Source organism: Achromobacter sp. JD417, from assembly GCF_041879325.1.
In the GTDB taxonomy this organism is placed as follows: domain Bacteria; phylum Pseudomonadota; class Gammaproteobacteria; order Burkholderiales; family Burkholderiaceae_B; genus Achromobacter; species Achromobacter mucicolens.
In genome coordinates this window covers 4,842,625-4,856,075 of sequence record NZ_CP087159.1, presented here as the reverse complement: position 1 = coordinate 4,856,075, position 13,451 = coordinate 4,842,625, and the positions used below count along the sequence as shown (strand labels likewise).

Genomic DNA, 13,451 nt, shown 5'->3' with positions numbered 1-13,451 from the left:
CGTCGCGGCCCCCGTTACGCCCGGATCCATCCGCGCGCAATCGGCAGGGCCAGCACCTTGCGGTACACCGCCTGCGCCACCCCCGTCAGCGGTTCGCCCGCGCGTTGCCACACCGGCACCGTGATGGCCGCCGCCAGGGGCGCCAGCAGCAACCCGCCCGCGATATCCAGCGGGAAATGCACGCCCAGATACACGCGCGACGTCCCCACCAGCAAGGCGCCCGCCAACGCGAGCCAGCCCCATCCCGCCCAGCGCCTGTCCAGGATCAGCGCGAAGGCGAAGGCGGCGATGATGATCGTGTGATTGCTGGGGAACGACGATGTGGGCTTGTGTGCGAAAAAGACGTGGCCCAGGCCCATCACGAAGGGACGCGGATGCGGCCATAGCGCGCCGCACACGTAGCTGAGCCCCAGGGCCACGGCGACACTCGCCAGCGCCTTGAGCATCAGGCTGCGCTGGGCTTGTCTGCCCCACAGCCACACGGCGGCCATGACGCCCGGAACCAGCAGGATGAGCTTATTTGCCACCAGCATGGCGGCGTGGATCCGCCACGCGGGCGTGGCGGGGTCGGCATTGATCGAAAGAAAAAGGGACTGATTGAGGCTTTCCAGGAAGTCCATGACACGTCATCGCGGCGTAATAATTCGGTTGCCGCGATGGTAATGACCGTACCCGTCAGTTCCCTTGCAAAGCGCTTCGATGCGGCCGTTTTTACTTCTGGATGCGATTGCCTTGCGCGTCGATGACGGGCTCGCCGCTTTCCTTGGCGAACGCGCCCTGCTGCGGGGACGGAAGAATGTCCAGCACCCCTTCGCACGGCCGGCAGAGCTTCGCGCCCAGCGGCGTCGACACAAACGGGCGGTTCAAAAGAATGGGATGCTGTTCGATCGCATCGAGCAGCGCGTCGTCCGACAGCGACGTGTCGTCCAGCCCCAGTTCCGCATACGGCGTGCCCTTTTCGCGCAGCGCATCCCGCACGCCGATGCCAGCCTGCTTGAACAGCGCCTTGAGCGTGTCGCGGGAAGGCGGCGTTTCCAGGTACAGCACGACCTGCGGCTCGATGCCTGCGTTGCGGATCAGTCCCAGCGTGTTGCGCGAGGTGCCGCACTTGGGGTTGTGGTAGATGGTGACGTCGGACATGAGAGCTCCTGTTCGGGTGTTGCGTAATGCCAATGCGCGATGCCAATGCGTGATGCAAATTCGCGCCAGCAGACCCGGAGCATAGTCCATCCGCGGCGCCAAACGATCAGCGCCGCGGCGCCCCTCAAACCGACAGATGCCGCCGCACGTCCTCGCCGTCGATCGTGTCGCGCCCGCCGCGGGCCACCACCTCGCCGCGAGACAGCACCACGAACTGATCGGCCAATTCGCGCGCGAAGTCGAAATACTGTTCGCACAGCAGGATCGCGATGTCGCCGCGCTGGCGCAGCATGTGGATGACGCGCGCGATGTCCTTGATGATGGACGGCTGGATGCCTTCCGTGGGCTCGTCCAGGATGATGAGCTTGGGCTCGGCCACCAGCGCCCGCGCGATGGCCAACTGCTGCTGTTGCCCGCCCGACAGGTCGCCGCCGCGCCGCGACAGCATGCTTTTCAGCACGGGAAACAGCTCGAAGACTTCTTCCTTGATGCGGCGGGCCCGGGCCGCGGGCTTGGTCGCCATGCCCATCAGGATGTTCTCTTCCACCGTCAGCCGCGCAAAGATGTCGCGGCCCTGCGGCACATACGCCATGCCGCGCGCGGCGCGCTGGTGCGGCGCCAGGCGGGTGATGTCGGCGCCGTCGAACGTGATGCCGCCGCGTGCCACGGGCAGCACGCCCATCACGCACTTGAGCAGCGTGGTCTTGCCCACGCCATTGCGGCCCAGCAGCGCCAGGCATTCGCCTTGGCGCACCGACAGCGACACGCCGCGCAGAGTGTGGCTGCCGCCGTAGTATTGGTCGATCGTGCTTACGTCCAGCATGTTCAGCGCCCCAGATAGACTTCGATCACGCGCGGGTCGGCCTGCACGCGGCTCATCGGCCCCTCGGCCAGCACGGACCCTTCGTGCAGCACGGTGACCTTGCCGTCGCCGGCGATCTGGTTGACGAAGTCCATGTCGTGTTCCACCACCATCAGGGAATGGCGGCCCCGCAGTTCGTTCAAGAGTTCGCCGGTGCGTTCGGTTTCGGCATCGGTCATGCCCGCCACGGGTTCGTCCAGCAGCAGCAGCTGCGGTTCCTGCATCAGCAGCATGCCGATCTCCAGCCACTGTTTCTGCCCGTGCGACAGCAGGCCCGCGGGGCGCCAGACCTCGGGCCGCAGCCGGATCAGGTCCAGTGTCTCGCCGATCCGGTCGGCCTGTTCGCTGGTCAGCCGCGAGAACAGGGTGGGGCGCACGCGCTTGTCCGTCTTCATGGCCAGCTCCAGGTTCTCGAACACGGTGTGCTGCTCGAACACCGTGGGGCGCTGGAATTTGCGGCCGATGCCGGCGTGCGCGATCTGCGCCTCGCTCAGCGTGGTCAGGTCGATGCTCTGGCCAAAATAGGCCGTGCCCGACGTGGGCCGCGTCTTGCCGGTGATCACGTCCATCATCGTGGTCTTGCCCGCGCCATTGGGGCCGATGATGCAGCGCAGCTCGCCCACGCCGATGTCCAGCGTCAGGTCGTTCAGCGCCTTGAAGCCGTCGAAGCTGACCGTGATGCCTTCCAGGTACAGGATCGCGCCGTGGCTGGTGTCCAGGCCCTTGGGGCTGACGCGGCCGTAGCCGGCGTCGCCGCTGGGGCCGCCGTCCAGCATGGCCGATTCGGTGTGCGTGGTGGTCATGCCTTTTTCTCCTGGATGCGGGCCGCGATGCGGCGGGCAAGACCGACGATGCCGGTGGGCAGGAACAGGGTCACCAGTACGAAGATGAGTCCCAGCGCGTACAACCAATATTCCGGCAGCACGCTGGTGAACCAGGTCTTCAGTCCGTTGACGGCGCCCGCGCCGATGATGGGACCGATCAGCGTGCCGCGCCCGCCCGTGGCCACCCAGATCACCATTTCGATGGAGTTCTCGGTGGACATTTCGCCCGGATTGATGATGCCCACCTGCGGCACGTACAGCGCGCCCGCGATGCCGCACAGCACGGCCGACAGGGTCCACACGAACAGCTTGAATCCCAGCGGGTCGTAGCCGATGAACCGCACACGGCTCTCGGCGTCGCGCACGGCGGTCAGCACGCGCCCCAGCTTGCTCTGCGTGACCGCGCGCGCCAGGATCAGCGCGCCGGCCAGCGCGGCAAGCGTCACCCAGTAAAGCGTGGCGCGCGTGCCCGGTGCGGTGATATCAAAACCCAGGATGCGCTTGAAGTCGGTAAAGCCGTTGTTGCCGCCAAATCCCGTGTCGTTGCGAAAGAACAGCAGCATCGCGGCAAAGGTCAGCGCCTGCGTGATGATCGAGAAGTACACGCCCTTGATGCGCGAACGGAACGCAAAGTAGCCGAACACGAACGCCAGCACGCCGGGCACCAGCACCACCAGCAGCATCGCGTACCAGAAGTGCTCGGTGAAGGACCAGTACCAGGGGTAGGTCTTCCAGTCCAGGAACACCATGAAGTCGGGCAGGTCGCTCTGGTAGACGCCGTCGCGGCCGATGGCGCGCATCAGGTACATGCCGTGCGCATAGCCGCCCAGCGCAAAGAACAGGCCATGGCCCAGCGATAGGATGCCCGCATAGCCCCACACCAGGTCCAGCGCCAGCGCCGCCATGGCGTAGCACATGAACTTGCCGAGCAAAGCCACGGCATAGGCGGACACGTGCAGCGTATGGCCCGGCGGAAACCACAGATTCATCAGCGGCAGGAGGGCCAGCAGGACAACACCCGCAGCCAGCGCGGCCCACACCCGGCCCGAGAAGAGCGGGCGGCGCGCAAGCAGGTTCAGGTCGGTCAGCGCGGTCTGTTTCATTCGACGCTCCGGCCCTTGGGGGCGAACAGGCCTTGCGGCCGCTTTTGGACGAACAGCACGATGAGCACCAGGATGGTGATCTTGGCCATGACAGCTCCCGCGTAAGGCTCCAGGAATTTATTCACGCCGCCCAGGCCCAGCGCGGCGATGACCGTGCCGGCCAGCTGGCCCACGCCGCCCAGCACCACCACCATGAACGAGTCCACGATGTAGCCGCGGCCCAGGTCGGGTCCCACGTTGCCCAGCTGCGAGAGCGCCACGCCCGCCAGCCCGGCGATGCCCGAGCCCAGGCCGAATGCCAGCATGTCGATGCGGCCGGTCGGCACGCCCACGCAGTCGGCCATCCGCCGGTTCTGCGTGATGGCGCGCACAAAGAGGCCCAGCCGCGTGTGGTTCAAGAGCGCCCACACCAGAAAGACCACAAAGAATGCGAAGCCGATGATGACGATCCGGTTGTACGTCAGCACCAGCCCGCCCAGCACGGTCACGCCGCCCGACATCCAGCTGGGATTGCCGACCTCGACGTTCTGCGCGCCGAAGAGCGACCGCACGCCCTGCATCAGCATCAGACTGATGCCCCAGGTGGCCAGCAGCGTCTCCAGCGGACGGCCATACAGCCATCGGATCACGGTGCGCTCCAACGCCATGCCGACCAGCGCCGTCACGACGAACGCAAGCGGCAGGGCGGCCACAACATACCAGTCCAGCCAGCCCGGCAGCCACGCGCGAAATAGCGTCTGCACCACATACGTCACGTACGCGCCGATCATCAGCAGCTCGCCGTGCGCCATGTTGATGACGCCCATCAGGCCGAACGTGATGGCAAGACCCAGCGCCGCCAGCAGCAGCACGCTGCCCAGGCTGACGCCGTAAAACAGATTGCCCGCCCATTCGATCGTGGCCAGGTGCCGGTCGATCTGCTTGACTGCGTTGGCCGCCGCCTCGCGCACGCCGGTGTCGGGCTCCGCATACGTGCCGTCGCGCTCCTGCGTCAGGGCGGCCAGCGTGGGCCGGAACGCGGCGTTCTGGGTGTCGCCCAGCACTTGCACGGCGTGGCGGCGCTTGGCGGGGTCTTCGCTTTTCAGTTCCAGATTGGCCTGCGCGATCAGCAGCGCAGCGCGCACGGCCTCGTTCTTTTCCGCCGCCAGCGCCTTTTCCAGCATGGGCAGGCGCGCGGGGTCGCCCGTCTGCTGCAGCCGCCGGGCCGCGGCGAGCCGTTCGTTTGCGTCGTCGGAGAACAGACGCGATCCCGCCAGCGCGGCCTCGATGGCGCGGCGCAGACGGTTGTTGATGGAAATCGTGCCCGCATCCGCAGGCAGGTCCACGGCCGCGCCCGTGGACGGATCGGTGGCGCGCGTGCCGCTCGTGCCGATCAGCACGCGGCCGTCGGCGGTGGCGTAGAGCTGGTCGCTACCCAGCGCCTGCAGCACCGCCGCGGCGCCCGGATCGGGCAGTTGGCCCAGCGCGGCAATCGCTTGCAGCCTGGCGTCGGTGTCGTCGCCGGCCAGCGGCGCAAGCAGGGTCTGGTCCACGCCGGCGGCGGCCGCGGGTGCGGCCAGCGCCGGCACGGCCAGCAGCCATGCCAGAAGGAAACGACGCAAGAAGTGTGCGATTGCCGCGATGCGCATGGCTGCCTTTTCCTTGATGTTGAGACTACAGGCCTTGCTTGCCTTCGTTGCCCGGGATGTACGGGCTCCACGGCTGGGCACGGATCGGGCCCTTGCTCTTCCAGACCACGCTGAACTGGCCGTCCGCCTTGATCTCACCGATGTAGACGGGCTTGTGCAGGTGGTGGTTGGTCTTGTCCATCTCGATGGTGTAGCCGTCGGGCGCGTTGAACTTCTGACCGCCCATCGCCGCGATCACCTTGTCGACGTCGGTGGTCTTGGCCTGTTCGACGGCCTGCTTCCACATGTGGATGCCGATGTAGGTGGCTTCCATCGGATCGTTCGTCACGACCGTGTTGGCGTTGGGCAGGTTCTTGGCCTTGGCGTACGCCTTCCACTTGGCAATGAACGCGTCGTTGACGGGGTTCTTGACGGACTGGAAGTAGTTCCAGGCGGCCAGGTGGCCGACCAGCGGCTTGGTGTCCACGCCGCGCAGTTCCTCTTCGCCCACCGAGAACGCGACGACCGGCACGTCGGTGGCCTTCAGCCCCGCGTTGCCCAGTTCCTTGTAGAAGGGCACGTTCGAGTCGCCGTTGATCGTGGAGATGACCGCGGTCTTGCCGCCCGTGGCGAACTTCTTGATGTTGGCGACGATGGTCTGGTAGTCGGAATGGCCGAACGGGGTGTAGACCTCGTCGATGTCGCTGTCCTTCACACCCTTGGAATGCAGGAAGGCGCGCAGGATCTTGTTGGTGGTGCGGGGGTAGACGTAGTCGGTGCCCAGCAGCACGAAGCGCTTGGCGCCGCCGCCGTCTTCGCTCATCAGGTATTCGACGGCGGGAATGGCTTGCTGGTTGGGCGCGGCGCCCGTGTAGAACACGTTCTTCTCCAGCTCTTCGCCTTCGTATTGCACGGGGTAGAACAGCAGGCCGTTCAGTTCCTTGAACACCGGCAGCACCGACTTGCGCGATACTGAGGTCCAGCAGCCGAAGACCACGGCCACCTTGTCCTGCGACAGGAGCTGGCGCGACTTCTCGGCGAACAGCGGCCAGTTCGACGCGGGGTCGACGACCACGGCTTCGAGCTTCTTGCCCATCACGCCGCCGTTGGCGTTGATCTCGTCGATGGTCATCAGGGCCACGTCCTTGAGCGACGTTTCCGAGATGGCCATGGTGCCCGAGAGCGAATGCAGGATGCCGACCTTGATGGTGTCCTCGGCGGCGTGAACCTGCGGCATCCATCCGGTCATGGCCAACAGGCTCACGGCGGTCAGTTGCTTAAGGGCTAGTCTGCGTTTCATGGTGACTCCTGGATGGAATAGGCCGGCCGGGCCGGCGAGAACGTTCAGAAAAAGCAGTCGCACAGGAGTCAAAAGCAAAACGTGTGCCAAGTGCTGGCAACGCTGCAAGCTGCTGTATGAAGGGGGTGGGTTTACGCGAAGGCGCGTGGCGGCCGGGGCGTGGCGCGCGTGCGATCAGAACGGTGCCGTCCGCACAAAATCGGTGCGCGTTGCGCCCGATTCCGGTGCGGCGCGTGCCCCGATGCTGGAACTGGCATCGGCGGCTTGCGGGCGGTCTGGCCGCGCGTCAGAGGGAAAGCGCCGCGCGCCGCCAACATGGCACGCAGATTGCTTGGGAATCCGTACTTGTATACAAGAAAGGATTCCAGCATGAATGCCGCAGCAACGCAGAAGCAACCCGCAGGTTGGACCATCGCGCAATGGCAGGCCGCCTATCGCGGCGGGGCGCAGCCCGAGGCGCTGTTGGCCAGCTACGCCGCCGAGCCCGGCGATAACACAGACAAGGACAACGCCTGGATCCGGCGCGTGGACCGCGTCCAGCTCGATGAGCAGCTCGACGGCCTGCGTCTCTTGCTGGCCGCGGCTGGCGGCGATCTCTCGCGCCTGCCGCTGTATGGCGTGCCGTTTGCCATCAAGGACAACATCGATGCGGCGGGCTGGCCCACCACCGCGGCGTGTCCCGCGTTCGCTTACACGCCGCAGGAAGACGCGACCGTCGTGCGCCGTCTGCGCGCAGCCGGCGCCATCCTTATCGGCAAGACCAATCTGGACCAGTTTGCGACCGGCCTGGTGGGCACGCGCTCGCCGCACGGCGCGGTGGCCAACACGTTCAATCCCGATTACGTAAGCGGCGGCTCCAGTTCGGGCTCAGCGTCGGTGGTTGCGCGCGGCATCGCGGCGTTCTCGCTGGGCACCGATACCGCGGGCTCCGGCCGTGTGCCGGCGGGCTTCAACAATATCGTCGGGCTCAAGCCCACCAAGGGCTGGCTCAGCACCGCGGGCGTGGTGCCGGCATGCCGCACGCTGGACTGCGTGTCGATCTTCGCACTGACCGTGGACGACGCCGACAAGGTCGCGCAGGTGGCGGGCGGGTATGACGACGCCGATCCCTATTCGCGCAGCGTGCCGGCGGGCGCGGCGCGCCCGTGGCCCAAGGCGCCGCGGCTGGCCGTGCCGGCGTCGCTGGAGTTCTTTGGCGACACGCAAGCCGCAGCGGTGTTCGACGACGCCGTGCGCGCGCTGCGCGCCGATGGCGCCCAGGTCGAAGCCATCGACTTCGCGCCGTTCGGCGAACTGGCGGCATTGCTGTACCAGGGACCGTGGGTGGCCGAGCGCTTTGCCGCGGTCCAGGCGTTGTGGAACGAGAACCCTGACGCCATCAATCCGGTCGTGCGCGGCATCGTCGAGCAGGCCGCGAACTACAGCGCGCTGGACGCGTTCAAGGCCGAGTACCGCCGCGCCGAGCTGACCCGCCAGATTCACCGCGCGCTCGAAGGCTTTGACGCGCTGGTCGTGCCGACCTCGCCGTCCATCTACACGATTGCCCAGCTGGAAGCGGACCCCGTCACGCTCAATTCCCGCCTGGGCGTCTACACCAACTTCGCCAACCTGGCCGACCTGTCCGCGCTGGCGGTGCCCGCCGGCATGCGCGCCGATGGCCTGCCCTCGGGCATCACGCTGATCGGATTGGCGTGGCAGGACCGCGCGCTGGCGCAGTTCGGCAGGCAATGGCAGGCGCGCCGCGGATTGCCGCTGGGCGCGACGGGCGCGCCGCTGCCCGCGCTGGCGGCCGATGGCGCGCGGTCCGCGGACACCGTGCGCGTCGCGGTGGTGGGCGCCCACCTGACCGGCATGCCGCTGAATCATCAGCTCACCTCGCGCCACGCGGTGTTCGTGGAGAAGACCGCAACGGCCGGCGACTACCGGCTCTTCGCGCTGGCCAACACCACGCCGCCCAAGCCGGGCCTGGTGAAGATGGACAGCGGCGCCGCCATCGAAGTCGAGCTGTGGGACGTGCCCGTGACGGCCTTCGGCGCGTTCGTGGCCGAGATTCCCGCGCCGCTGGGCATCGGCACGCTGGAGCTGGCCGACGGGCGCCTGGTCAAGGGCTTCATCTGCGAACCGCGCGGCCTGGACGGGGCGCGGGACATCACCGAATTCGGCGGCTGGCGTGCCTACCTGGCCAGCCTGAACGCCGCCACCCGATAACCCCGCCTCACCCCAGGGAGTCGCATCGTGTTCGATACCGTTCTGATTGCAAACCGCGGCGAGATCGCCGTCCGCGCCATCCGCACCCTCAAGCGGCTGGGCATCCGCAGCGTGGCCGTCTATTCCGACCCGGACCGCAATGCCGCGCATGTGCGCGAGGCCGACGTGGCCGTGGCGCTCGGCGGCGAGAAGGCCGCCGACAGCTACCTGCGCATGGACCTGTTGCTGGAAGCGGCGCGCGCGCACGGCGCGCAGGCGATCTACCCCGGCTACGGCTTTCTGTCCGAGAGCGCCGACTTCGCCGAAGCCTGCGAGGCCGCCGGCATTGCGTTTGTCGGCCCCACGCCGCTGCAGATTCGCGAATTCGGCCTGAAGCACCGTTCGCGCGAACTGGCGGCTGACGCGGGCGTGCCGATGACGCCGGGCACCGGCCTCCTGTCCAGCCTGGGCGAGGCGCTGTCGCAGGCCGAACGCATCGGCTATCCGGTCATGCTGAAAAGCACGGCGGGCGGCGGCGGCATCGGCCTGTCGCGCTGCGAGAACGAGGCGGAACTGACCGTCGCGTTCGACAGCGTGCAGCGCATGGGCGAACACTTCTTTCGCGACGGCGGCGCATTCATCGAGCGCTATGTGGACAACGCGCGGCATGTGGAGGTGCAGATCTTTGGCGACGGCGCGGGCCGCGTGCTGGCGCTGGGCGAACGGGACTGCTCGGTGCAGCGCCGCAACCAGAAGGTCATCGAGGAAACCCCGGCGCCGTTGCTGCCTGCCGCCACGCGCGCCGCGCTGCTGGATGCCGCCGTCAAGCTGGGTGAATCCGTGAACTACCGCTCCGCCGGCACGGTGGAGTTCATCTACGATCCGGCGCGCGACAGCTTCTACTTCCTGGAGGTCAACACGCGGCTGCAGGTCGAGCACCCGGTGACCGAGGCCGTGACCGGTCTGGACCTGGTGGAGTGCATGCTGCGCGTTGCCGCGGGCGAGCCGCTGGATTACGCCGCCATGTCGCGCGCCCCGCAAGGCGCGTCGATCGAAGTGCGCCTGTACGCCGAGGATCCGCTGCGCCAGTTCCAGCCATCGCCCGGCGTGCTGACGGAAGTGTCGTTCCCGGACGGCGTGCGCGTCGATGGCTGGGTCGAGACCGGCACCGACGTGCCCGCGTTCTACGACCCGATGCTGGCCAAGCTGATCGTGCATGCGGACACGCGCGAGGCCGCGCTGGACAAGCTGGCCGACGCGCTGGCGCGCACGCGCCTGCACGGCATTGCGACCAACCTGGATTACCTGCGCCAGATCGTGGCCGATGCGCGCTTTCGCGCTGGCCAGCTGTCCACGCGGTTTCTGGAAGGCTTTGCATACCGCCCCGCGGCCATCGAGGTCCTGGAAGCCGGCACCTACACCAGCGTGCAGGACTATCCCGGCCGCGCGGGCTACTGGGACATCGGCGTGCCGCCCTCCGGTCCCATGGACGATTACGCGTTTCGGGTGGCCAACCGCATCGTCGGCAACGCGCCGGACGCAGCCGGCATCGAGACCACGCTGATCGGCCCGACGCTGCGCTTTCACGGCGATGCCGTCGTGGCGCTGACGGGCGCGTCGTGCGCGGCCACGCTGGACGGCGAGCCGGTGCCGATGTGGCAGCCCATCTTTGTCACTTCCGGACAGGTGCTGGCCACCGGCCGCGCGCTGTCCGGCTGCCGCAGCTACCTGGCGGTGCGCAACGGGCTGGACGTGCCGGTGTACCTGGGCAGCCGGTCCACCTTTGCGCTGGGCCAGTTTGGCGGCCATGCCGGCCGCACGCTGCGCGTGGGCGACATGCTGCCCGTCGTGCGTCCCGAGCTGGCGGGCGCCACGGCCGCGCCGCCCGAGACGCTGCCGCAGGCCGCACCCGCCGCGCTGATCCCCGATTACGGCAACACCTGGGAGATCGGTGTGCTGTACGGCCCGCATGGCGCGCCCGACTTTTTTCAGCCCGACGCCATCGACACCTTCTTTGAAGCCGACTGGGAGGTGCACTACAACTCCAATCGCCTGGGTGTGCGGCTGATCGGTCCCAAGCCCACGTGGGCGCGGGAAAACGGCGGCGAGGCCGGCCTGCATCCGTCAAACATCCACGATTGCGAGTACGCAATCGGCAGCATCAATTTCACCGGCGACAGTCCCGTCATCCTGACGCGCGACGGCCCCAGCCTGGGCGGCTTCGTGTGTCCCGTCACCATCGCGCGTGCCGAGCTGTGGAAGGTGGGGCAGGTCAAGCCCGGCGACCGCATCCGCTTCGTGCGCATCGATTACCCGCAGGCCGTGGCGCTGGAAGCCGCGCAGGACCGCCGCATCGCCGAACTGGCGCCCGCGGCGCCCGCCGCGACCGAGCCCGCACCCGTGCCGGCGACGGTCTCGGAGACCATCATCGCCGCGCTGCCCGCCGACGGGGCGCGCCCGTCGGTGTCGTACCGGCAAGCCGGCGACGGCTATCTGCTGCTGGAGTACGGCGACAACGTGCTGGACCTGGCGCTTCGCATGCGCATCCACCTGCTGATGGAGGCGCTGAGTGCGGATCCGGTTGATGGCGTGCTGGAGCTGTCGCCCGGCGTGCGTTCGCTGCAGATCCGCTACGACAGCCGCGTCATCCTGCAGGGCGCGCTGATTGCGAAGCTGCTGGAGATCGAACGAGGGCTGGCCGACGTGGCGACCCTGAAGGTCCCCACGCGCGTCGTGTACCTGCCGATGGCCTTCGAGGATTCCGCCACGCTGGGCGCGGTGCAGCGCTATCAGGAAACGGTGCGCGCCAGCGCGCCCTGGCTGCCGAACAACGTCGACTTCATCCAGCGCATCAACGGGCTGGACGCGCGCGACGAGGTGCGCCGCATCGTCTTTGACGCCAGCTATCTGATCATGGGCCTGGGCGACGTGTATCTGGGCGCGCCGTGCGCGGTGCCCATCGACCCGCGTCACCGCCTGCTAACGTCCAAGTACAACCCCGCGCGCACCTTCACCGCCGAAGGCACGGTGGGCATCGGCGGGGTGTACATGTGCATCTACGGCATGGACTCGCCCGGGGGCTATCAACTCGTGGGCCGCACGCTGCCCATCTGGAACAAGTTCCTGAAGAACCCGGTGTTCCAGGACGGCAAGCCGTGGCTGCTGCGGTTCTTCGATCAGGTGCGCTTCTATCCCGTCACCGAGGCGGAACTGGATGTCCTGCGCGAGGACTTCCGTGAAGGCCGTGCCACCGTCCGCATCGAGGAAGAAGTGTTCGACTTCGCCGCGCACCAGCGCTTCCTGGCCGAGCAGGCGGACAGCATCGCCGCCTTCCAGGCCCGCCAGAAGACGGCGTTCGATGCCGAAGTGGCGCTCTGGAAGACCGAGGACGTGGCGGCCGAACCGCCTGCCGCCGAACCCGAGGCCGAGACCGTGCTGCGCGACGGCGAGCGGCTGGTCAGCGCCGACATGTGCGGCAACATCTGGAAGATTCCGGTCCAGGTGGGGCAGAGCGTGTCGGCCGGCGACACGCTGGTGGTGGTCGAGGCCATGAAGATGGAGCTGTCCGTCATCGCGCCGGCGTCGGGCACGGTGTCCGCCATCCGCTGCGTGCCCGGCAAGCCCGTCAACGCGGGCGATCCGCTGGTCGTGATCACCGAAGACGCCACGTGCGTCGTGACCGGATGATGCGGCTGGAAGCCGTCCAGGCCGGCCCGGCCCTGCGCCCCGCGCCGGCGCTTGCCGGCTCGCTGGCCGATCAGGTCTACCAGCGCATCAAGGACGACCTGTTCGGCTTTCGGATGCTGCCCGGCGAGCGCTTCACCGAGGCGGACCTGGTGGCGCGGCTGGGCGTGAGCCGCACGCCGGTTCGGCTGGGCCTGGCGCGGCTGGAACGCGAAGGCTTCGTGCTGGCCCGGCCGCGCAGCGGGTGGCAGGTGCGGCCGTTCGACTTCGAACGCTTCGAGGCGTTGTACGACGTGCGCGTGGTGCTGGAGCAGGCGGCGGTGGAAAAGCTGTGCGCCCGCGAACACATGGATCCGGCCGGCATCCTGGGCGCGCTGACGGACGTCTGGCTGGTGCCGCCGCCGCAGCGCATCCTGGACGGCCGGCTGGTGGCGCAACTGGATGAAGCCTTCCACTGCTCGCTGGTGGCCGCGGCAGGCAACCCGGAGATGGCGCAGATCCACCGCGACGTCACGGAGAAGATCCGCATCGTCAGGCGGCTGGACTTCACCAAGGACTTCCGCGTGGACGCCACCTACGACGAACACGCGGCCATCCTGCGGGCGATCCTGGCGCGCCGGGGGGAAGAGGCCGCGCGCATGCTGCGGTCCCACATCGACATGAGCAAGGCCGAGGTGCGCAAGATCACGCTGCACATGCTGCACGAGGCGCGCGCCAGCGCGGGCTGAGCGGCAGCCGGCAGCC

The 13,451-nt window shown here is 67.8% G+C and carries 10 protein-coding genes; 3 read left to right on the top strand and 7 right to left on the bottom strand.

The window, feature by feature from the left end:
* Positions 1-14 precede the first annotated feature (14 nt).
* From LN047_RS22470 to urtA, 7 genes are all read right to left on the bottom strand, one after another.
* Positions 15-620, bottom strand: coding sequence for a phosphatase PAP2 family protein (locus tag LN047_RS22470; protein WP_373980220.1), 606 nt, complete (start codon positions 618-620; stop codon positions 15-17).
* 91 nt (positions 621-711) lie between these two features.
* Positions 712-1,140, bottom strand: a complete 429-nt coding sequence (gene arsC, locus LN047_RS22465) for an arsenate reductase (glutaredoxin) (protein ID WP_056326445.1) — start codon at positions 1,138-1,140, stop codon at positions 712-714.
* A 124-nt stretch (positions 1,141-1,264) separates the two neighbouring features.
* Positions 1,265-1,963 (bottom strand): urea ABC transporter ATP-binding subunit UrtE, encoded by a 699-nt coding sequence (gene urtE, locus LN047_RS22460; RefSeq protein ID WP_062838707.1) that lies wholly within the window; start codon positions 1,961-1,963, stop codon positions 1,265-1,267.
* Positions 1,964-1,965: 2 nt separating this feature from the next.
* A complete protein-coding gene (gene urtD / locus LN047_RS22455; RefSeq protein WP_062838708.1) occupies positions 1,966-2,805 on the bottom strand; it encodes an urea ABC transporter ATP-binding protein UrtD in 840 nt (279 codons plus the stop codon).
* Complete coding sequence (gene urtC / locus LN047_RS22450) at positions 2,802-3,929, bottom strand: urea ABC transporter permease subunit UrtC (protein ID WP_062838709.1); 1,128 nt, start codon at positions 3,927-3,929, stop codon at positions 2,802-2,804. Before urtC ends, urtD begins: the two co-directional genes overlap by 4 nt.
* Complete coding sequence (gene urtB / locus LN047_RS22445; RefSeq protein ID WP_373980219.1) at positions 3,926-5,557, bottom strand: urea ABC transporter permease subunit UrtB; 1,632 nt, start codon at positions 5,555-5,557, stop codon at positions 3,926-3,928. The genes urtC and urtB overlap by 4 nt, the downstream gene beginning before the upstream one ends.
* A gap of 25 nt (positions 5,558-5,582) precedes the next feature.
* A complete protein-coding gene (gene urtA, locus LN047_RS22440; RefSeq protein WP_063952076.1) occupies positions 5,583-6,836 on the bottom strand; it encodes an urea ABC transporter substrate-binding protein in 1,254 nt (417 codons plus the stop codon).
* 369 nt (positions 6,837-7,205) lie between these two features.
* Between urtA and atzF the strand changes: the two genes are divergently transcribed.
* Genes atzF through LN047_RS22425 form a run of 3 tightly spaced genes read left to right on the top strand, consistent with a single transcriptional unit; the run spans position 7,206 to position 13,435 of the window.
* Positions 7,206-9,044, top strand: coding sequence for an allophanate hydrolase (gene atzF / locus LN047_RS22435; RefSeq protein ID WP_373980218.1), 1,839 nt, complete (start codon positions 7,206-7,208; stop codon positions 9,042-9,044).
* A 27-nt stretch (positions 9,045-9,071) separates the two neighbouring features.
* Positions 9,072-12,710, top strand: a complete 3,639-nt coding sequence (uca, locus tag LN047_RS22430; protein WP_373980217.1) for an urea carboxylase — start codon at positions 9,072-9,074, stop codon at positions 12,708-12,710.
* Positions 12,707-13,435 (top strand): GntR family transcriptional regulator, encoded by a 729-nt coding sequence (locus tag LN047_RS22425; RefSeq protein WP_280019467.1) that lies wholly within the window; start codon positions 12,707-12,709, stop codon positions 13,433-13,435. Before uca ends, LN047_RS22425 begins: the two co-directional genes overlap by 4 nt.
* Positions 13,436-13,451: the final 16 nt, after the last annotated feature.